The sequence below is a fragment of the Kitasatospora sp. NPDC094028 genome (assembly GCF_049543595.1).
Taxonomy (GTDB): Bacteria; Actinomycetota; Actinomycetes; order Streptomycetales; family Streptomycetaceae; genus Kitasatospora.
This window is the reverse complement of the sequence record NZ_JBMVFA010000052.1, coordinates 1-19866: the sequence shown is the minus strand read 5'-3', so window position 1 is coordinate 19866 and position 19866 is coordinate 1. Positions and strand designations below refer to the sequence as shown.

The 19866-nt window shown below is 73.8% G+C and carries 19 protein-coding genes and 1 tRNA gene; 12 read left to right on the top strand and 8 right to left on the bottom strand.

Going from position 1 to position 19866, the window contains the following annotated elements; translation table 11 throughout:
- Positions 1 to 95 precede the first annotated feature (95 nt).
- Positions 96 to 169: transfer RNA gene (locus ACPC54_RS39675), tRNA-Ile, on the top strand.
- A gap of 229 nt (positions 170 to 398) precedes the next feature.
- Here ACPC54_RS39675 and ACPC54_RS39670 read toward each other — a convergent pair.
- Positions 399 to 2342 (bottom strand): hypothetical protein, encoded by a 1944-nt coding sequence (locus ACPC54_RS39670; RefSeq protein WP_498972189.1) that lies wholly within the window; start codon positions 2340 to 2342, stop codon positions 399 to 401.
- A 355-nt stretch (positions 2343 to 2697) separates the two neighbouring features.
- Between ACPC54_RS39670 and ACPC54_RS39665 the strand changes: the two genes are divergently transcribed.
- The 8 genes from ACPC54_RS39665 (at position 2698) to ACPC54_RS39630 (ending at position 9524) form a co-directional block, all read left to right on the top strand.
- Positions 2698 to 3648 (top strand): SPFH domain-containing protein, encoded by a 951-nt coding sequence (locus ACPC54_RS39665; RefSeq protein WP_498972187.1) that lies wholly within the window; start codon positions 2698 to 2700, stop codon positions 3646 to 3648.
- 12 nt (positions 3649 to 3660) lie between these two features.
- Positions 3661 to 3888, top strand: a complete 228-nt coding sequence (locus ACPC54_RS39660) for a type II toxin-antitoxin system antitoxin (protein ID WP_498972185.1) — start codon at positions 3661 to 3663, stop codon at positions 3886 to 3888.
- Between the two features lie 44 nt (positions 3889 to 3932).
- Complete coding sequence (locus tag ACPC54_RS39655) at positions 3933 to 4604, top strand: GPP34 family phosphoprotein (RefSeq protein ID WP_498972183.1); 672 nt, start codon at positions 3933 to 3935, stop codon at positions 4602 to 4604.
- A gap of 246 nt (positions 4605 to 4850) precedes the next feature.
- Positions 4851 to 5756, top strand: a complete 906-nt coding sequence (locus ACPC54_RS39650; RefSeq protein ID WP_498972181.1) for an ABC transporter ATP-binding protein — start codon at positions 4851 to 4853, stop codon at positions 5754 to 5756.
- Between the two features lie 35 nt (positions 5757 to 5791).
- Positions 5792 to 6553, top strand: coding sequence for an ABC transporter permease (locus ACPC54_RS39645; RefSeq protein WP_498972179.1), 762 nt, complete (start codon positions 5792 to 5794; stop codon positions 6551 to 6553).
- A complete protein-coding gene (locus tag ACPC54_RS39640; protein WP_498972225.1) occupies positions 6550 to 7839 on the top strand; it encodes a sensor histidine kinase in 1290 nt (429 codons plus the stop codon). The genes ACPC54_RS39645 and ACPC54_RS39640 overlap by 4 nt, the downstream gene beginning before the upstream one ends.
- 4 nt (positions 7840 to 7843) lie before the next feature.
- Complete coding sequence (locus tag ACPC54_RS39635) at positions 7844 to 8503, top strand: response regulator (protein WP_498972177.1); 660 nt, start codon at positions 7844 to 7846, stop codon at positions 8501 to 8503.
- Between the two features lie 70 nt (positions 8504 to 8573).
- Entirely contained in the window at positions 8574 to 9524 is a 951-nt protein-coding gene (locus ACPC54_RS39630) for a 1-aminocyclopropane-1-carboxylate deaminase/D-cysteine desulfhydrase (protein ID WP_498972175.1), read from the top strand.
- Positions 9525 to 9554: 30 nt separating this feature from the next.
- Here ACPC54_RS39630 and ACPC54_RS39625 read toward each other — a convergent pair whose 3' ends face one another.
- Both ACPC54_RS39625 and ACPC54_RS39620 read right to left on the bottom strand, forming a co-directional pair.
- The gene (locus tag ACPC54_RS39625; protein ID WP_498972173.1) at positions 9555 to 11078 is read right to left on the bottom strand and encodes an LCP family protein; all 1524 of its coding nucleotides are present in this window, start codon (positions 11076 to 11078) and stop codon (positions 9555 to 9557) included.
- A gap of 121 nt (positions 11079 to 11199) precedes the next feature.
- On the bottom strand, positions 11200 to 11664 hold the full coding sequence (locus ACPC54_RS39620) for a MarR family winged helix-turn-helix transcriptional regulator (RefSeq protein WP_498972171.1): 465 nt from the start codon (positions 11662 to 11664) through the stop codon (positions 11200 to 11202).
- A 115-nt stretch (positions 11665 to 11779) separates the two neighbouring features.
- Between ACPC54_RS39620 and ACPC54_RS39615 the strand changes: the two genes are divergently transcribed.
- Together ACPC54_RS39615 and ACPC54_RS39610 are read left to right on the top strand one after the other, a co-directional pair.
- On the top strand, positions 11780 to 12805 hold the full coding sequence (locus ACPC54_RS39615; protein WP_498972169.1) for an NADP-dependent oxidoreductase: 1026 nt from the start codon (positions 11780 to 11782) through the stop codon (positions 12803 to 12805).
- 343 nt (positions 12806 to 13148) lie between these two features.
- Positions 13149 to 13643, top strand: a complete 495-nt coding sequence (locus ACPC54_RS39610; protein WP_498972167.1) for a DUF3145 domain-containing protein — start codon at positions 13149 to 13151, stop codon at positions 13641 to 13643.
- Positions 13644 to 13734: 91 nt separating this feature from the next.
- Here ACPC54_RS39610 and fabF read toward each other — a convergent pair whose 3' ends face one another.
- From fabF to ACPC54_RS39585, 5 genes are all read right to left on the bottom strand, one after another.
- The gene (gene fabF, locus ACPC54_RS39605; RefSeq protein ID WP_498972164.1) at positions 13735 to 15000 is read right to left on the bottom strand and encodes a beta-ketoacyl-ACP synthase II; all 1266 of its coding nucleotides are present in this window, start codon (positions 14998 to 15000) and stop codon (positions 13735 to 13737) included.
- A 185-nt stretch (positions 15001 to 15185) separates the two neighbouring features.
- On the bottom strand, positions 15186 to 15428 hold the full coding sequence (locus ACPC54_RS39600) for an acyl carrier protein (RefSeq protein ID WP_045693745.1): 243 nt from the start codon (positions 15426 to 15428) through the stop codon (positions 15186 to 15188).
- Positions 15429 to 15508: 80 nt separating this feature from the next.
- Positions 15509 to 16540: a beta-ketoacyl-ACP synthase III gene (locus tag ACPC54_RS39595; protein ID WP_498972162.1), complete on the bottom strand. Its 1032-nt coding sequence runs from the start codon at positions 16538 to 16540 to the stop codon at positions 15509 to 15511.
- Complete coding sequence (locus tag ACPC54_RS39590) at positions 16537 to 17487, bottom strand: ACP S-malonyltransferase (RefSeq protein WP_498972160.1); 951 nt, start codon at positions 17485 to 17487, stop codon at positions 16537 to 16539. The genes ACPC54_RS39595 and ACPC54_RS39590 overlap by 4 nt, the downstream gene beginning before the upstream one ends.
- Positions 17488 to 17578: 91 nt before the next feature.
- A complete protein-coding gene (locus ACPC54_RS39585) occupies positions 17579 to 18775 on the bottom strand; it encodes a PucR family transcriptional regulator (protein WP_045693832.1) in 1197 nt (398 codons plus the stop codon).
- Positions 18776 to 18983: 208 nt separating this feature from the next.
- On the opposite strand from ACPC54_RS39585, the gene ACPC54_RS39580 reads away from it, so the two are divergent.
- Positions 18984 to 19760, top strand: coding sequence for a pirin family protein (locus ACPC54_RS39580; RefSeq protein ID WP_498972158.1), 777 nt, complete (start codon positions 18984 to 18986; stop codon positions 19758 to 19760).
- The last annotated feature ends 106 nt before the right edge of the window (positions 19761 to 19866 follow it).

Below are 19866 nucleotides of genomic sequence, written 5' to 3'. Positions count from 1 at the left end.
GCACCACCACTGATCGACCGGCTATGCTGCCCGGGACGGCCTTCAGGGGCCGTCTGCTGTTGCCGTGGCCCACGACCGGGCCCGCGCGGCGAACCGGGGCGGTAGCTCAGCCGGTTAGAGCAGGGGACTCATAATCCCTTGGTCGTGGGTTCGAGTCCCACCCGCCCCACCTTCTCGACATGTCCGCGGGCGGGCCCGTGAGCCGGAGCCCGGCCGCCCGCGACGACGCAGAGTCTAGGGCGCGGCCCTTCCCGCCTCCCGTGTGGCGCGCCGGAATTCACCCGGGTGCGGGCAGCCGCCCGTCCTTCCTGACGGGCCGGCGGCGCGAGCCGGCCCGGATGCCGTGGGGCCGTCGCCGTTCGTCGGTGGCGGCCCCGCGGCGTTCGGGTCCGGGCAGTTCAGCCGAGGTCGAGCGGGTGGACGGTGACGCCGTCGTCGTCGTAGCGGAGCACGGAGACGGCCAGGGCCGGGTGCCGGTGGTCGGCCGCGAGCCTGCGCAGGTCGGTGAGCAGCGGTGAGGTGTCGTCGATGTAGAACCGCAGCGGCGTCGGGGAGGTGTCGGCCAGGTTCACCACGTCCTGGGCGTTGTGGCGGGTGATCCCCCAGGCCCACAGCCGCGCGGCGGCGCCCTGGTCGCGGTCGAGGACGCTGAGCCAGAGGTTGTCCTCGACGGAGGCCCAGTCCTGCCAGGCGTCGCCCCAGACCCGGGTGCCGGCGAGCGAGACCGCCACCCGGCCGTCCTGCGGCTGCTGGTTCCGGATGGCGAGGATCCGTTCGGAGACCCCGGGGGCGGCGTCGGCGCCGCGCAGCAGGGCGCGCCCGGCGCTGCCCTGCCAGCCGACCTCGACGGCGCCGTCCGGCTGGGCGTTGCTGACGACGGTGAAGGCCAGACAGCCGGTGACCGCGGCCACGGCCAGGCCCTTGCGCAGCCGGGCGCCGGTGGACGGTGTGCCGCCGGGCCCGGCGAGGGTGCGGCGGCCGAGTGCGGGCAGCAGGGCGGCGGCGCCGCAGATCACCCCGACCACCAGCAGCTGGTGGAGCATCTTCTCGTAGAAGTACGAGGTGGTGCCGACCGTGGTGAGCTGGTACTGCATCACGCCGAAGCAGAGTGCCGAGACCGAGGCGAGCGAGAGCAGGGCGATCCGGCGCGGCCGGTTGGCGAGCGAGCCGCGCGTCAGCAGGGCCGCGAAGGCGGCCACCACGACGGGGATCAGCAGGTGCCGGCCGACCGGGTAGATGCCGCCGGGGATGGTCAGGACGTCCGCCGAACCGGCGTTCTTGGTGTTGATGTACGGCGGGAACAGCGCGAGCGGGCCGGCCGCCGCGGCGGTGAGCAGCAGGGCCGGCCAGTGCCGCAGGCAGTCCCGCCGGTGCGTGGCGGCCCAGGCGAGCACCACGGCGCCGGCGGCGGGCAGCAGCAGGTAGTGGCCGAAGGAGACGCCGACGGTCAACGCGCCGAGGGCGACGGCCTGTTCGCTGATGCGGCCGAGCGGCCGGATCGCCAGGCCGACCAGCAGGGCGAGCAGCCCGAGCGCGAAGATCTCGCTCAGGAATCCGAGGCTGTGGAGCTGCGGCAGTTCGGCGACCACCAGGTAGGCGGCGGTGGGGAGGGCGAGGGCCAGGCCGCGCCAGCCGCGCAGTGCGGGGCCGGCGGCCCGCTGCACGGCCCACAGCACGGCGGTCGCCAGCCCGGCGCTGACCAGTCCGAACAGGGCGACGAAGAGCGAGAGTCGGGAGAGCGCCGAGCCCTGGGTGGCGCCGCCGTTCAGGAAGCTGCTGAGTGTGGCCAGGGTCAGGTGGCTGCCCTGCGGGTAGGTGCCGAGGCCCGGGCTGATGGTGGCGGCGGCCTCGCTCTGGTGCAGTGAGGTGAGGCCGCCCAGGCGCAGGATCGTGTCGTAGAGGGCGGCGTGTCGGCCGAGGTCCTCGGAGTGGACGACGAGGGCCAGCCGTTCGGCGGCGCCGCGGCGGGCGATCGGGTAGAGCAGGAACGCGACGGCTCCGGCGACCGGCAGCAGCAGCGCGCGGTCCCGGACGGGGACGAGCCGGCGCAGCCGCGCCCGGAGCGGCACCGGTCGGCGGGCCGGTCGGGGGCCCTGGAGCAGCAGGGCGGCGATCAGCGGGACGGCGGTGGCCTCGGCGAGTGCCACCGGGTGCAGGCCCCAGGGCCAGTAGCTGGCGAGCAGGCCGAGGGCGCAGGTCCAGCCGATCAGCACGCCGCCGGAGATCACCAGCCGGTCGAGGGCGGTGGTCCGGGAGCGGATCAGGGTGGCGGCGGTGTACCAGGCCAGGGCGAAGGCGAGCAGGTCGGCCGAGATCAGGTGGGCGAGCGGCGGGACGGTCACCAGGGCCGCGAGGAGCCGGAGCCGTGGCGCGTCCGGGCGGTGCGGCCGTGGTCGTGGCCGTGGGCGCCGCCCCCTGCTTCGGGCGCCCCGGTCCGGCTCGCCCGACAGGTTTTCGGGCACGGCGAGTATGGCGGTCGACATGGTTCCCCCCAGAAAGATGTCGATCAGTTGTGAGGTGTGCGTGGCGAGTGCGGATCTTCCTCGCCGGGCCCAGTCTGCGGCACCGTCCGTGCGCGGACCGCGTCGGGGGCCTCGCTCCGGCCGTCCTCCGGTTGTTCTGCCCCTGGTGCCGTGCGGCAAAAAAGTGATATCACTTTGACAGCTAAGCGGAAGCACTCGCAGAGGAGTCGGTCCGATGACCACACCGCGCACTCTCGTCGACGACGAAGGCAGTCCCGTCCTGGACCTGCCGGCCCCGAAGATCACCGAACACGCCATCGCCGCCCGCTCGGGCCTGCCGGTGCTCCTGGGCGGACTGCTCGGGCTGCTGGCCGGGGCCGGGTCGGTCATCGCCGGAGCCATCCAACTGGGCTCCGGGGGCAAGGGGTTGGGGATCGCGCTGACGATCGCCGGGCCGCTGGTCGTGATCACCTCGCTGGTTCTCATGTGCGGGCTCACGGTGGTCTCGCCCGGCGAGGCCCGGGTGGTCCAGCTGCTCGGCCGCTACCGCGGGACCATCCGCACGGCCGGCATGACCTGGGTCAACCCGTTCACCAGCCGCCGCCGGATCTCCACCCGGATCCGCAACCACGAGACCGAGACCGCCAAGGTCAACGACGCGGACGGCAGCCCGATCGAGATGGCCGCCGTGGTCGTCTGGCAGGTCGAGGACACCGCGATGGCGGTGTTCGAGGTGGACGACTACACCGACTTCGTCGCCATCCAGACCGAGACCGCCGTGCGCCACGTCGCCAGCAGCTACCCGTACGACTCCCACGGCGAGGACCGGCTGTCGCTGCGCGACGGCGCGGACGAGGTCGCCCGCCAGCTGTCCGCCGAGATCGCCGCCCGGGTCGCCTCGGCCGGGGTGCGGGTCATCGAGTCCCGGATCACCAGGCTCGCGTACGCGCCGGAGGTCGCCCAGGTGATGCTCCAGCGCCAGCAGGCCGGGGCCGTGGTGGCCGCCCGCCGCCTGATCGTCGAGGGCGCGGTCGGCATGGTCGAGGAGGCGCTCGACCGGCTCGCCGACCGCGATGTGGTGGAGTTGGACGAGGAACGCAAGGCCGCGATGGTGAGCAACCTCCTGGTGGTGCTCTGCGGCGACCGCGGCACCCAGCCCGTCGTGAACACGGGCTCCCTCTACTAGTTAGGCGCGGCGTTGGCGACGGAACGGAAGAAGCTCCTGCTGCGACTGGACCCTTCAGTTCACGACGCACTGGCTCGCTGGGCCGCGGACGAACTCCGCAGCACCAACGCCCAGATCGAGTTCCTGCTCCGGAGGGCCCTCAACGAGGCCGGCCGGATGCCCAGCGGCGCGGCCCGGCTCCCACGGCGCGGCCGCCCGCCCAAGGAGGACCCGGACGGCGACGGCTCCGACGCGAGCTGACCGGACCGCTCCACGACTTTCGGAGAACTCGGAGGAACCGAGAGATGGACCTGCCCGCCAATCTGCCCGAGAAGCTGTACCTGCTGGCCTACGACCCGCACCGCGCGCGGATGACCAGGCCGCAGCGCCTCAACCTGCTGCTGCAGGCGGCGGCACTGACCGAACTGCTGCGCCGGGGGCTGATCCGCGAGGAGGGCCGCACGGCCGTCGCCCGGGTCCGCGGATCCGCCGCCTCGGCCGGCCTCGACCCGTACAGCGCACGGCTGTTGGGCCGGATCCAGGAGAAGCGGCCGCACAGCTGGGCCTGGTGGGTCGGCGCCGCCCGCACCACCGGACGCGACCAGCCCGCCCACCGGGTGCGGGACGGCCTGGCGGAGGCCGGCTGGATCGAACTGCACCGGCGCCGGGTGGCCGGGGTGTTCCCGGTCACCGGGATCGTCCCGGGCGACCCGCGGGTGCGCGAGGCGCTGGCCGCCGCCGTCACCGCGGCGCTCAGGAGCCCGCTCAGCCGGGTCGACCCGGCCGACGCCGCGCTGGTGGCCCTGGCCGCCGCCGGACGGCTGAGCCCGGTGCTCGACCGCCGGGCGCGCGGCGAGTACCGCGACCGGATCGGGAAGCTGACCCCGGCGGCCGGGCCCGTCCCGCGGGCGCTCGGCACGGCACTGGTCGGCCGCGCGGTCGGCCAGGCGCTGGAGGGCGCGGTGGTCGCGGGCTGACGGGCCGTCCGCGGGGGAGACGGCCCGTACGGGGGAAGCGGAGCCCGGTCGCCGACACACGGCGGCCGGGCTCCGCGCCGTCCGTCGCCCCGCCGCCCGGGCCCCCGTCAACCGATCGGTTGATCGCCGGTCAACCGCCGCCGCCGGCCGTTGTGACCAGCCGGTCGATCCGCCGCGGGCCCCCCGCGCGGGAAGCTCGTCGCAGGCCGGGGGAAGCACCCGGAGCGAACGGGAGGGAGCGGCGCGATGGCCGTGATCGAGGTGGCGGGACTGCGCAAGGCCTACGGGCGGCGCCAGGTGCTGGAGGACGTCTCCTTCAGCGTGCAGCGCGGCGAGGTGTTCGGCCTGCTCGGCCCGAACGGCGCCGGCAAGACCACCGCGGTGGAGTGCTGCGAGGGACTGCGCCGGCCCGACGCCGGAACCGTCCGCGTCCTCGGCCTGGACCCGCTGCGCGACCGCACCGCGCTGCGCCCCCGGGTCGGCATCCAGCTCCAGCAGGCGCAACTGCAGGGATCGTTGCGGGTCGGCGAGGCGCTGGAGCTGTACGCCGCCTTCTACCCCGCCCCCCGCGACCCGCGGGAGCTGCTGGACGAATGGGGCCTCGCCGACCAGGTCCGCACGCCGTTCGACAAGCTCTCCGGCGGGCAGAAGCAGCGGCTGTTCATCGCGCTCGCCCTGATCGGCAACCCCGAGGTGGCGTTCCTGGACGAGCTGACCACCGCGCTCGACCCGCAGGGCCGGCGCGACACCTGGGAGCTGGTCCGCCGGATCCGCGACGAGGGCGTGACGGTGGTGCTGGTCTCGCACTTCATGGACGAGGTCGAGGCGCTCTGCGACCGGGCCGCCGTGCTCGACGGCGGCCGGATCGTGGCCACCGGCACCCCCGCCGAGCTGATCGCCCGCTCCGGCACCGGCGGCACGCTCGGCTTCCGCCCCACCACCCCGCTGGACCTCGGCCGGCTGGCCGCGCTGCGCGGGGTCACCGGGGTCGAGGAGCGGGACGGCCGGATCGAGGTCACCGGCACCGGGGGCTTCGCCGACGAGGTCACCGGCCTGCTCGCCCGCGAGGGCATCGTCGTCACTGGCCTGCGGATCCGCGAGCACAGCCTGGACGACGCCTACCTCGCCCTCACCCGCCACGACGCCGCCTGATCCCGCCGCACCCGATCCCGGAAAGGTCCACCACCGTGAACAGCACCGTGAACACCAGCGTCACCGCCGTCCGCCGGCTGGCCGTCACCGAGGGCCGCCTGTTCCTCCGCGACCCGCTGACCGCCTTCTTCGGCCTCGGCTTCCCCGTCGTCCTGCTGCTCGTGCTCGGCTCCGTCCCGGCACTGCGCAGGACCTCCCCGGACATGCACGGCATGAGCACCATCCAGCTGTACGCGCCGATCCTCGCCGTCTTCACCCTGCTGCTGCTCGGCCTCAACGCGCTGCCCTCGCTGCTCGCCGCCTACCGCGAGCGCGGCGTGCTGCGCCGGATGTCGGCCAGCCCCGTCCGCCCGGCGCTGCTGTTCGGCGCGCTGCTGCCGCTCTACCTGGCCGTCGCGACCGTCTCGGTGTTGCTGGTGGTGGCCGCCGGGCCGGTGCTCGGGGTCGCGCTGCCGAAGCAGCCGCTGGGCTTCCTGCTGGCCTTCCTGCTCGCCGCCGCCGCGCTGCTCTCGATCGGCCTGCTGCTCGCCTCGGTCGTCCCCTCCGCCAAGGCCGGCAACGCGGTCGGCGCCCTCGCCTTCTTCCCGATGATGTTCTTCTCGGGGATCTGGCTGCCCCGCGAGTTCATGCCCGGTCTCCTCGACCGGATCGGCGACTTCACCCCGAGCGGCGCCGCCGTCCAGACCCTCCAGGACTCCTGGAACGGCCACTTCCCGCACGCCGTGGGCCTGCTCACACTCGCCGCCTACGCGCTGCTCGCGGGCGGTGCGGCTGCCAAGCTGTTCCGGTGGGAATGATCAAGGAGCAGGCCGCCGACGAGGTCGACCTCGAAGCCTGGCAGAACCGGCTGCAGCGCACGATCGGCCCGGTCTGCTACGGCTCCCTGCTGTTCGCCCTCGCCCTGGCCCTCTCCGCGCCCACCCCGACCTCGCGCTCCGCCGCCGCCGTCCTCCCGGCGGCGGCCGCCGCGTTCCTGTGGCTGGCACTGCGCTCGGTGCTGGACCGGCAGCCCGGCCCGGACGGCCGCGCCCGGTACGCCGAGGCCCACTTCACCGTCCTGCTGCTGCTGATCACCGTCCTGGTCCTGGACCACCCGGCCTTCGGCTTCTTCGCCTTCACCGGCTGCCTGCAGGCCGTCCGCTACCTGCGCGGCAGGGCCCGCGCGGTCGGGGTGGCCGTCACCACCGTGCCCAGCTCGCTCGCCCAGAGCGGCGGGGTGGTGCCGCAGACCGCCGCCCAGGTCGGCGGCTTCCTGGCCGTCCTCGCCTTCAACCTGGTGATCGTCGCGGTGCTCGTGACCCTGAGTGAGATCACCGAACGGCTGAGCTCCCGCCGCAAGGCCTCCAATGCCGAACTCGCCGAAGCCAACCGTCGGTTGACCGAGATGCTGGCCGAGAACGCCGGGCTGCACGCCCAACTGCTGGTCCAGGCCCGCGAAGCCGGGGCCGCCGACGAGCGCCGCCGGCTGGCCCGCGAACTGCACGACACCGTCGCCCAGGGCCTCGCCGGGATCGTCACCCAGCTGCAGGCCGCCGAGGGCGCCCGCGAGCAGGACGCCCCGGCCGAGCAGTGGCAGCGCCACCTGGACAACGCCGCCGCGCTCGCCCGGGACAGCCTCACCCAGGCCCGCCGGGCCGTCCACGCGCTGCGCCCGATCGAACTGGAGCGGGCCGCCCTGCCCGAGGCGCTGGCCGAACTCGCCGAGCAGTGGCGGCGGCACAACGACACCGCCGCCGGGCTGACCGTCACCGGCGAGGCCCGGCCGCTGCACCCCGAGGTCGAGGTGACGCTGCTGCGGATCGCCCAGGAGTCGCTGGCCAACGCCGCCAAGTACGCGCAGGCCTCCCGCGTCGGGCTGACCCTGTCGTACATGCCCGGCCTGGTCACCCTGGACGTCCGGGACGACGGCATCGGCTTCGACCCGGACACCGAACCCGCCTCCCGGGCCACCGGCGGCGGCTACGGGCTCGGCGTCATGCGCCGCCGCGCCGAACGGCTGGGCGGGCGGCTCGACCTGGAGACCGAACCGGGCACCGGCACCACGGTGTCCGCGACCCTGCCGGCGATCAGCATGGAGGAGTAGAGGCGTGGACGGGACGACGATCAGACTGGTGCTGGTGGACGACCACCCCGTGGTCCGGGACGGGCTGCGCGGCATGTTCACCGCCGCCCCCGGCTTCGAGGTGGTCGGCGAGGCCGGCGACGGCGCCGAGGCCCTGCCGATGATCGCCGCACTGCGGCCCGACGTCGTGCTGATGGACCTGCGGATGCCCCGGATGGACGGCGTCACCACGATCCGCGAGATGGCCGAACGCGGCCTGCCCGCACGGGTCCTGGTGCTCACCACCTACGACACCGACGCCGACGTGCTGCCCGCCGTCCGGGCCGGGGCCACCGGCTACCTGCTCAAGGACGCGGCCCGGGACGAGCTGTTCCACGCCGTCCGGGAGGCCGCCCGGGGCGCCTCGGTGATCGCCCCCACCGTCGCCGCCAAACTCCTCGGCCAGGTCCGCGGGCCCGCCCCCGAACCGGCCCGGGAGGCCCTCAGCCCGCGCGAGCTGGAGGTGCTGCGGCTGGTCGCCTCCGGCGCGACCAACCGGGAGGCCGCGGCCCGCCTGTTCATCAGCGAGGCCACCGTGAAGACCCACCTGATCCACGTCTACAGCAAGCTCGACGTCAAGGACCGCGCCTCCGCCGTCGCCGCCGGCTACAACCTCGGCCTCCTCACCCCGACCGGCCCACGCTAGGGCGCGCCTCCCGGCCCCTCGGTGCCCCCCCGCTCGGCGGGGGCGGCCCCGCACGCCCTAGCCTGGCGGGATGCTCGAACCCGCCCTGCTGCCGACTCCGCTGGTGGACTGCACCGACGAGGTGTTCGCCCGTGCGGGGGTGGAGCTGCGGCTCAAGCGCGACGACCTGCTCCACCCGTCCGTCCCGGGCAACAAGTGGCGCAAGCTCGCGCCCAACCTGGCCGCCGCGGTCGAGCAGGGCCACACCCGGCTGCTCACCTTCGGCGGGGCCTACTCCACCCACCTGCGGGCCGTCGCGGCCGCGGCGGCGGCGCTCGGGCTGGAGAGCGTCGGGCTGGTGCGCGGCGAGGAGCTGGCCGGCCGGCCGCGCAACTGGTCCCTGCGGGCGGCCGAGCGGGCCGGGATGCGGCTGGAGTTCCTGACCCGGGCCGCGTACCGGGAGGCCACCGGCCGGGCCGATGGCTCCGGGGCCCTCGCCGGCCCGGACATGGGCCCGGGCCCGGGCCCGGGGGCGGGTGCGCCGTGGCGCCGCTGGGAGCCCTGCCTGGTGCTCCCCGAGGGCGGCTCCAACGCCCTCGCGGTGACCGGCGCCGCCGCGATCCCGGCCGAACTGCCCGACCTGGGCGAGCGCGACGTGGTGTGCTGCCCGGTCGGCACCGGCGGCACCCTGGCCGGCATCGCGGCGGGCCTGCCGCCCGGCGCGCGGGCGCTCGGGGTGGCCGTGCTGCGCGGCGGCGAGGGCTACCTGGAGGCGGAGGTCACCCGGCTGCACCGGGCGGCCTACGGCCGGGAGTTCGCCGGCTGGCGGATCGACCACGCGCACCACGGCGGCGGCTACGGCCGGGTGCCCGCCGAACTCGCCGCCTTCGCCGCCGGGTTCGAGCAGCGGCACGGCGTGCCGGTGGAACGGCGCTACGTGGCCAAGCTGCTGGCGGCCCTGGCCGACCTGGCCGCCGCCGGCGCGTTCCCCCGCGGGACCCGGCTGACCGCCGTGGTCACCGGCCTGCCGGACCCGGAGTAGGCCCGACTCCCGCCGGCCGCCCGCCGCCGGTCAGCCGAAGGTCAGGTTGGCGCACGGGTCGGTGTCGGCGCCGCGGGTGTTCTCCGCTATCCCGGTCGGCACCCCGCCGGGCGTCGCGCTCGGACCCGCGCTCGGACCCGCGCTCGGGCCGGTGCTCGGGCCGGTGCTCGGCGCGGTGACCGAGTCGAGCTTGGTCCCGGGGGCCGGTGTGTAGTCCGGGCCGAGGGTGACGGTGATCGACTCCGAGCCCGGCGCCTCGACGGTCCGGGCGCCGGGGAACAGGGCGGCGACCTGGTCGGCGGTGGCCTTCAGCGCGGGGTCGTACGCGATCTCGGTGTGCTGCCGGCCGGGGGTGTTCGCGCCGAGGGTGATGTTCTGGAAGCCGCGGGCCCTGAGCGCGTCGGCGCCGGAGCCGGCCAGTCCGGAGGTGCCGACGCCGTTGACCACGGTGATCGGCGCGCCGGCCTGTTCGGCGGTGAGCGGCCCGGTCGGGGCGGTGGCGCTCGGGCTCGGGGTGGCGGTGACCTGGCCGGTGCCGGAGGTGCTGTGCCCGTCCAGGGTGCGGTCCTCGCGCAGCAGCTTCCACAGGGTGTCGGCGTCCGGCTGGACGAGCCGCACCCGGTCCCCGGCGAAGCGCCAGGGCGCGGTGACGAAGGTGACGTCGGAGAGCTTGATGTCGGAGATCGAGCGGGCGAAGTCCACCAGCTTCATCGCGGTGCCCAGCCCCTCGTCGACGGTGAGCGACTTGGTGGCCGCGTCGGCCAGCGGCAGCAGGGTGGGCAGCGAGAAGCCCTGGTCCTGCACCTTCTTGATCATCGAGGAGAGGAAGGCCTGCTGGCGCTTCATCCGGCCGATGTCGGAGTTGTCGCCGATGCCGTGGCGTGTGCGCAGGTAGTCGACCGCGGACTGCCCGGAGAGCTTCTGCAGGCCCTTCTTGAGGTGGATGCCGTACTGGTCGACGTCGTTGGGCACGCAGGCGTCCACGCCGCCGATGGCGTCGGTCATCGCGGCGGCGCCCTTGAAGTCGACCACGATGGTGTGGTCGATCCGCAGCCCGGTGATCGACTCCACGGTGTTCTGGGTGCAGGCCGGGTTGCCCTTGGGGGACTCGCCGATGCCGAACGCGGAGTTGAACATCTGGTCGGTCCTGGGCTTGCTCCAGGTGCCGTTCGCCAGCTTGCAGGACGGGATGGTGACCAGGGTGTCGCGGGGGATCGAGACGCCGACCGCGTGCTTGTGGTCGGCGTAGATGTGCACCAGGATCGCGGTGTCCGAGTTGCCGACGCCCGCGTCGCCGCCGGCGAGCGAGCCGTTGCCGTCGTCCCGGGTGTCCGAGCCGAGCAGCAGGACGTTCACCGGCACCTGGGCGCCGGGCGAGGCGGGGACGGGCGCGGGCGGGCGCTCGGTGGCCACGCCGCCCGCGTCGAAGGTGGTGATGTTGCTGTCCAGCCGGTGGTAGAACCAGGCGCCGGCGCCGACGACGGACAGCACGAGCACTGCTGCCAGGCCGATGGCGGTCCGCAGGTAGCGGCGCCTGCGCGTGCTGCTGCTCATCCTGTGAGCCCCCCGCCTTCAGCTTCTTCGTTCGACAGACGTTCGAACTTTAGACGTTCCGGCAGGCGGTTCGGTTACCGCTGACCGGGGCCCGATTCGACTCCGGCGGTTGTGATCCTGGTCACGCTCCGGGGCCGGCGGCGCCCGCGAGCATCCGCTGGAGCAGGTCGCGCAGGACGGCCCGCTCGTCGTGGCCGAGGGCGGCCAGCGGCTCGCGGGCGAAGTTCAGCGACGCGCGCAGCTCCTCGGAGGCGGCGGCGCCGGTGTCGGTGGCGGCGACCAGCTTGACCCGGCGGTCCTGCCGGTCGGCGGCGCGGGTGACGAAGCCGCGGGTTTCGAGCCGGTCGACGATGCCGGTGATGTTGGACGGCTCACAGCTGAGCGTCTGGGCGATCTGGCGCATCGGCATCGGGCCGCGCCGCAGCAGCGCGAGCACCTTGGCCTGGGCGCCGGTGAGCGAGCGGGCGGCGGCGGCCTCCTCGTACTCGCGGTGGAAGAGCGCGACCAGGTTGGCCATCAGGTCGACGACCTCGCGGGTGATCTCGTCGGGTTCCGCGGCGGCGGCCTGGGTCGACTGGGTGTCCATGCCTCGAGTCTACCTGAAAAGTTGACATCATGAACCTTTCATGCCCATGGTTACTTCAGTTGGTCAACCTTTCATGTGCAGAACCCCTCGCCGAATCCCTCAAGGAGCACCCGTCATGGCAGAGCAGACCGTCCCCGCCGCCGCTCGTGAATGGCACCTCGCCGCCCGCCCGCAGGGCTGGCCGGTACCGGCCGACTTCGCCCTGGTCGAGGCCCCGGTCCGGACCCCGGGCCCGGGCGAGATCCTGGTCCGCAACGCCTTCCTGTCCGTCGACCCCTACATGCGCGGCCGGATGAACGACGTGAAGTCGTACGTCCCGCCGTTCCGGCTCGGCCAGGCGATGGACGGCGGCGCGGTCGGCTACGTGGTCGCCTCCGGCGACGAGGCCTTCGCCCCGGGCGACGCGGTGCTGCACGGGCTCGGCTGGCGCGAGTACGCGACGCTGGACGCCCGGCACGCCGTCAAGGTCGACCCGCAGGCCGCGCCGCTCTCCGCCTACCTCGGCGTGCTCGGCATGCCCGGCCTGACCGCCTACGCCGGCCTGCTCGCGGTCGGCGGCCTCAAGGAGGGCGACCGGGTCTTCGTCTCCGGCGCGGCCGGCGCGGTCGGCTCGCTGGTCGGCCAGATCGCCAAGCTCAAGGGCGCCTCGCTGGTGGTCGGCTCGGCCGGCTCGGCGGAGAAGGTCGCCAGGCTGGTCGACGAGTACGGCTTCGACGCCGCCTTCGACTACAAGAAGGGTCCGGTCGCCGAGCAGCTCGCGCAGGCCGCCCCGGACGGCATCGACCTCTACTTCGACAACGTCGGCGGCGATCACCTGGAGGCCGCGATCGGCGCGCTGACGGTGCACGGCCGGGCGGTGCTCTGCGGCGCGATCGCCCAGTACAACGACACCTCCGCGCCCGCCGCCCCGCGCAATCTCGCGCTCGCCATCGGCAAGCGGCTGCGGCTGGAGGGCATGCTGGTCGGCGACCACGCCGACCTGCGCCCGCAGTTCACCGCCGACCTGGCCGGCTGGCTGCGCTCCGGCGAACTCCGGTACGAGGAGACCGTGGTGGACGGCTTCGAGAACACCGCCGAGGCCTTCCTCGACCTGCTGCGCGGCGTCAACACCGGCAAGATGGTCGTCCGCCTGGAGGGCTGACCCCGCGTCAGGAGGCTGACCGCCCCGCCGCCCGGACCGGGGCGCGCGGGGCGGTTCGCGTGCACGGCGCGGGGAGTCGGTCCTCACTACCGTATTCCGGCCGGATTCGAAAGCGCGTCAGCCGACCTGTGCACAGGCGCGGTACGGTGGGTTTCGCCCAGCGATGGGGCCGTTCGGGGGAGAGATCCGACCGAAGGGTGGACCCCGTCGGGGATTCGACTAGCATTGAGCGAAAGCCTGTCCGTTTTGCTCAATTTAGTGGCTTAATGTCAGCTAACGTGGATCGACTGCAGGCACGAGGCAGCTGGGGAAGGCGACCCTCGTCCACAGCCTGGAGGTCCCGGTGACGACACGTGGAGTTCTCTACATCCACTCCGCGCCCCGCGCGCTGTGCCCGCACGTCGAGTGGGCCGTCGCGGGGGTGCTCGGTGTTCGGGTGAGCCTGGACTGGATCCGCCAGCCGGCCTCGCCCGGGCACTGGCGCGCCGAACTCTCCTGGCACGGGGAGCCCGGCACGGCCTCGAAGCTCGCCTCCGCACTGCGCGGCTGGCAGCTGATGCGGTACGAGGTCACCAGCGAGCCCTGCGCCACGGCGGAGGGCGAGCGCTACAGCAGCACGCCCACCCTCGGCATCTTCCACGCCGTCACGGGCATCCACGGCGACATCCTCATCCCCGAGGACCGGTTGCGCGCGGTGCTGCTGCGCGCCCGCAGCGAGGGCGCCGACCTGGAGGCCGAGATCGCCCGGCTGCTCGGCAAGCCCTGGGACGACGAGCTGGAGCCGTTCCGGTACGCGGGCGAGGGCGCGCCGGTGCGCTGGCTGCACCAGGTGGTCTAGAGACACCCCCCCGGGGCCCCGGGAACGGCCGAAGGGGCCGGCCGCTCGTGACGAGCGGCCGGCCCCTTCGCCGTGTGCGGTTCCAGGTGCGTCAGCGGCTGCGGAACGCCAGCACCACGTTGTGGCCGCCGAAGCCGAACGAGTTGTTCAGCGCCGCGATCCGGCCCTCGGGCAGCTTGCGGGCCTCGCCGCGCACGATGTCCGCCTCCACGTCGTCGTCCAGCTCGTCGACGTTGATGGTCGGCGGGGCCAGGCGGTGGTACAGCGCAAGCACGGTGGCGACGGTCTCGATGCCGCCGGCGCCGCCCAGCAGGTGGCCGGTCATCGACTTGGTGGCCGAGACGGCGATGTGGTCGAGGTCGTCGCCCAGCTCCTTGCGCAGCGCCTTCAGCTCGGCGGTGTCGCCCTGCGGGGTCGAGGTGGCGTGCGCGTTGACGTGCACGATCTCGGCCTTGTCCAGGTCGTTGCGGTCGAACAGGTCGGCCAGCGCGCGGGCCACGCCCGCACCGGTCGGCTCGGGCTGGGCGATGTGGTGGGCGTCCGAGGACAGGCCCTGGCCCACGGCCTCGCAGTAGATCCGCGCGCCGCGCGCCTCGGCGTGCTCGGCCGACTCCAGCACCACGACGCCGGCGCCCTCGCCCAGCACGAAGCCGTCCCGGGCCTTGTCGTACGGGCGGGAGGCGCGCTCGGGCTCGTCGTTGTTCTTGGACATCGCCATCATGTTGGCGAACGCGGCGATCGGCAGCGGGTGGACCGCCGCCTCGGTGCCGCCGGCCACCACGACGTCGGCGCGGCCGCTGCGGATCATCTCGATCGCGTAGCCGATCGCCTCGGCGCCGGAGGCGCAGGCGGAGACGGGGGTGTGCACGCCGGCGCGGGCGCCGACCTCCAGGCCGACGTTGGCCGCCGGGGAGTTGGGCATCAGCATCGGCACGGTGTGCGGGGAGACCTTGCGGGCACCCTTCTCGCGCAGCACGTCGTACTGGTCGAGCAGGGTGGTCACGCCGCCGATGCCGGAGGCGATGACCGCGCCCAGGCGCTCCGGGGCCAGCTTGGAGGCCTCGTCGGTGGCCGGGGTGTCGTAGCCGGCGTCGGCCCAGGCCTCGCGGGCGGCGATCAGCGCGAACTGCGCGGAGCGGTCCAGCTTGCGGGCCAGCGGGCGGGGCAGGATGTCGCCCGGCTCGACGGCGGTGCGCGCGGCGATCCGGACGGGCAGGTCGGCGGCCCACTCCTCGGTCAGGGCCGCCACTCCGGACTTGCCCTCGATCAGGCCCTTCCAGGTGGTGGCGGCGTCGCCGCCCAGCGGCGTGAAGGCGCCGATACCCGTGACGACCACGGTGCGGTTTTCAGCGGTCACTGGTTTCTTCTTCTCTCACGTTGCGTGCGGGGTCGGCGGCGAGCCGAAGATGGGCCCGGCCGGGCGCCCGGTGGGGCGTCCCGGCCGGTGGGCCGACCTGACTCGAAGTGAGTCGGGCCGACCGGTCATCCGTCCGAGGCGGGTGAGTCGCCGGACGGATCGGAGGGATCGAACGCGTCGATCGCTCAGGCGTGGGCGAGGATGTAGTCCACCGCGTCGCCGACGGTCTTCAGGTTCTTGACCTCGTCGTCCGGGATCTTGACGTCGAAACGCTCCTCGGCGGCCACGACGACCTCGACCATGGACAGCGAGTCGACGTCCAGGTCGTCGGTGAAGGACTTGTCGAGCTGGACGTCCTCGGTCGGGATGCCGGCGATCTCGTTGACGATCTCGGCGAGACCTTCCAGAACCTCGTCCTTGGTAGCCATACTGGCTGCTCCTCTTCGGTGTTGAACGCATCCGACCGGCGGCCGGGTGCGGGCTTGTGGGTGGATGGGGCGAAACGCGCCTAGGGGAGCGTAACGACTGTCGCCGCGTAGACGAGACCCGCCCCGAACCCGATGATCAGTGCGAGGTCGCCGCTGCGGGCCTCGCCGCTCTCCAGCATCCGCTCCATCGCCAGCGGGATGGACGCCGCCGAGGTGTTGCCGGTCTCGGCGATGTCGCGGGCGACCGGCACCGACGCGGGCAGCTTGAGCGCCTTGATCATGGCGTCGGTGATCCGCATGTTGGCCTGGTGCGGGATGAAGGCGCCGAGCTGGTCGGCGGTGATCCCGGCGGCGTCCAGCGCCTGCTGGGCCACCTTGGCCATCTCCCAGACCGCCCAGCGGAAGACCGGCTGGCCCTCCATCCGCAGCGCCGGCCACTTGACCTCGTCACCGACGCCGTTGATCGCACCGGGCTGGGCGAACGCGGTGTCCCAGGCCTGGGTCTGCGAGATGACGTCCTTCTGCGAGCCGTCCGAGCCCCAGATCAGCTTGCCGATGCCAGGGGTGTCGGACGGACCGACGATCGCGGCGCCGGCGCCGTCGCCGAAGATGAACGCGGTCGAGCGGTCCGACTTGTCGGTCAGGTCGCTCAGCCGCTCGACGCCGATCACCAGCACGTACTCGGCGTTGCCGCCGCGGATCATGCCGTCCGCCAGGCCCAGGCCGTAGCCGAAGCCGGCGCAGGCGGCCGAGATGTCGAAGGCCGGGGCCGTGCCGCAGCCCAGCCGCTCGGCGATCTCGGTGGCGATCGCGGGGGTCTGCTTGAGGTGCGAGACCGTCGCGACGATCACGCCGCCGATCTGCTCCGGGGCGATGCCGGCCTGGGCGATCGCCTTGCCGGCGGCCTGCACCGACATCTCGGAGACGGACTCCTCCGGGCCGGCCCAGCGGCGCTGCTCGATCCCGCTGCGGGTACGGATCCACTCGTCCGAGGAGTCGATCCACTCCAGGACCTCGGCGTTGGGGATCACCCGGACCGGGCGGTAGCCGCCGACGCCGTGGATGCGCGAGTACTGCGCACCGGACGCCGGACGGATCTGCGGCTTGCTCATGCCTGGTCCTCCTGCTGCTCGCCCGTGTGCTCCTCGATCAGCACGCGGGCCTTGTCCAGGTCGGCGGGGGTCTTAAGGGCCAGCGTCGCCACGCCCTTGAGGTTGCGCTTCAGCAGCGCGGTGAGGGTACCCGCCGGGGAGAGCTCGATCACGGCCGTCGCGCCCATCCGGCCGAAGGCCTCCATGCACAGGTCCCAGCGGACCGGGTTGGAGACCTGCGACACCAGGCGCGCCAGCACCTCGGCGCCGGAGTCCACGACCCCGCCGTCCTGGTTGGACACGTACCGGACCTGCGGGTCCGCCACGGTCAGGCTCGGGGCCAGCTCGGCCAGCCGGGCCACGCCCGGGGCCATGTGCTCGGTGTGGAAGGCGCCGGCGACCTTCAGCGCGACCATCTTGGCGCCGGCCGGCGGGTCGGCCTTCAGGGCCTCCAGCTGGGCCAGGGTGCCGGCGGCGACGATCTGGCCGCCGCCGTTGTTGTTGGCCGCGGTCAGGCCGTGCTCGGCCAGCTTCGCGGCGACGACCTCCGGGTCGCCGCCGAGCACGGCGATCATGCCGGTCTCGGTGACGGCGGCGGCCTCGGCCATCGCCCGGCCGCGCTCACGGACGAAGGTCAGCGCGTCGTGCGCGCTCAGCACCCCGGCGCCGGCGGCAGCGGTGATCTCGCCGACGCTGTGGCCGGCGACGGCGCCGACCAGCTTGCGGGCGACGGCCTCGTCCGGGAACAGCTCACGGGCAGCCATCATCCCGGCGGCGACCAGCAGCGGCTGGGCGACGGCGGTGTCCTTGATCTCCTCGGCGGAGGCCTCGGTGCCGGCGTGGACCAGGTCCAGCCCGGCGACCTCCGACCAGCGGCCGAGGCGGTCGGCGACACCGTCGAGTTCGAGCCAGGGGCTGAGGAAGCCGGGGGACTGGGCACCCTGTCCAGGGGCGACGATTACGAGCACGGTTCAACCCTCTCTCGCCAGGCGCCCAGGGGCGGGTAGGCGACGGTAACGAAGAAAACCATCCGGGATTGTATGGTCCCTACACCCGGAGTCAGCCGGGCTCCCCCGCGTCCGCGAGCCGGCCGAGGGCCAGCGCGATCCGGAGCGTGAACGCCGAACGTACGTCGGAGGGGGCGTATCCCGTGACGTCGGTCACGCGTCGGAGCCGGTAGCGAACCGTGTTGGGGTGGACGAAGAGCATCCGGGCCGCGCCCTCCAGGGAGGACGCCTGCTCCAGGTAGACACTCAGCGTCTCCAGCAGCGCCGAGCCCGCCTCGTCCAGCGGTGTGTAGATCTCCTCCACCAGCTGGCGTCGGGCGGCCTGGTCCCCGGCCAGTGCCCGCTCCGGCAGCAGGTCGTCCGCCAGCACCGGGCGGGGCGCGTCCGGCCAGGCCGCGCAGGCCCGCAGGCCGGCCGCCGCGGCGTGCGCCGAGCGGGTCGCCGAGAGCAGGTCGGGCACGGTCGGGCCGACCACCACCGGGCCCGGGGCGAACTGGCCGATCAGCGCCCGGGCCGCGTGCACCGGCTCCTTCTCACCGCCGACCACGACCACCAGGCGCTTGCCCAGCACCCCGGTCAGCACGTGCAGCTTGGCGTACCGGGCGGCCCGGCGGATCGCCTCCACCACCAGTTCGCTGTCGCCGTCCGGCGCGCTGCCCATCACCACCCGGACCTGACTGGGCTGGCCCCAGCCGAGCGCCGCGGCGCGCGAGAGCACGCCCTCGTCGGCGTCGCCGGACAGCAGCGAGTTGACCACCAGGGCCTCCAGCCGGGCGTCCCAGGCGCCGCGCGCCTCGGCCGCCTGGGCGTACACCTGGGCGGTCGCGAAGGCGATCTCCCGGGCGTACACCAGCACCGACTCGCGCATGTCCGCCTCGTCGCCGGGGGCGGCCACCTCCTCGATGGCCTCCTCCATCACCTCGATCGTGGTGCGGATCAGCTCGACGGTCTGGCGCAGCGTGATGGCTCTGGTCAGCTCGCGCGGGGCGGTGCCGAAGACGTCGGTGGAGATCGCCTGCGCGGCGTCGGGGTGGCGGTACCACTCGGTGAAGGCGGCGATGCCGGCCTGGGCGACCAGGCCGATCCAGGAGCGGTGCTCCGGCGGCATCCGGCGGTACCAGCCCAGCTGGTCGTCCATCCGGGAGATCGCGGCGGTGGCCAGCTTGCCCGAGGACTTCTCCAGCCGCTTGAGCGTCGCCGCCCGCCGCTCGGCCCGCTCGGCGGCGTTTCTGCGCTCCTGGGCCGTCAGGCGGGGCGCCGCGCGCCCGGGGCGGTCGCGGCCGGTCCTCGCGGCCGGGCTCTTCCCGGTCGGTTCGGGTGCGGCGGGACTGGGTTCGCTCTTGGAGTTCGCGGAAGCGGCTGGCACAAGGACAAGACTGCCTCACGTGAGTGACTGCTCGCGCACACCCCCGGTGCAGCGGGACGGTGGTGAGAGTCACAACCACTACGGTGGGAACGTGACCGATGCTCCCGAGCGCGGCCGCGCCGACCTGCGGCGCACCGCCGAACGCTACCGCTCCACCCCGGCCGAGGGCGTCGAGACCCGGCACGCCTTCTCCTTCTCCGGGCACTACGACCCGAAGAACACCCACTTCGGCGCCCTGCTCGCCTGCAACGAGGAAGTCCTCGCCCCCGGCGCCGGGTTCGACGAGCACAAGCACCGCGACACCGAGATCCTCACCTGGGTGCTGGAGGGCGCGCTGGCCCACCGGGACTCGTCCGGGCACAGCGGCGTCGTCCGCCCCGGGATGGTCCAGCACCTCAGCGCCGGCTCCGGCGTCACCCATACCGAGCGCAACGTCGGCGGCGCCGCCGGACCGGTGCGCTTCGTCCAGATGTGGCTCCAGCCGGACGAGTTCGACGCCGCCCCGGCGTACGGGCTGCGCAAGGTGGAACCGGCGGACGGCGGGTTGACGCTGCTCGCCTCCGGGCTGGAACGCGACGCCGGCACCGGCGCCCTGCGGCTGCGCCGCGGCGACGCCGCGCTCTGGCTGGCCACCGCCGGCCCCTGGCAGCCGTTGCCCGAGCTGCCCGCGGCGCCCTGGCGGTACGCGCACCTGACGGCCGGCTCGCTCGGCTACCGGACCGTCCCCGGGCCCAAGGGCGGCGGCCGCTCGATGGAGCCCGGCGACAGCGTCCGGATCACCGGCGAGGCCTTCGCCGACCCGACCGCGGGCGAGACCGGCGCCGAACTCCTGCTCTGGGAGATGCACTCGCCGGTCTCGTACGGCTGACGGACCAGGGCCTAGGTGTACTCGGCCGACACGTTAGTGACACTGGCTCTCGGTAGTTGATCAAGGAGGGACCTCCGGGCGTAGTGGAGTTTGCCGCTTCACACAC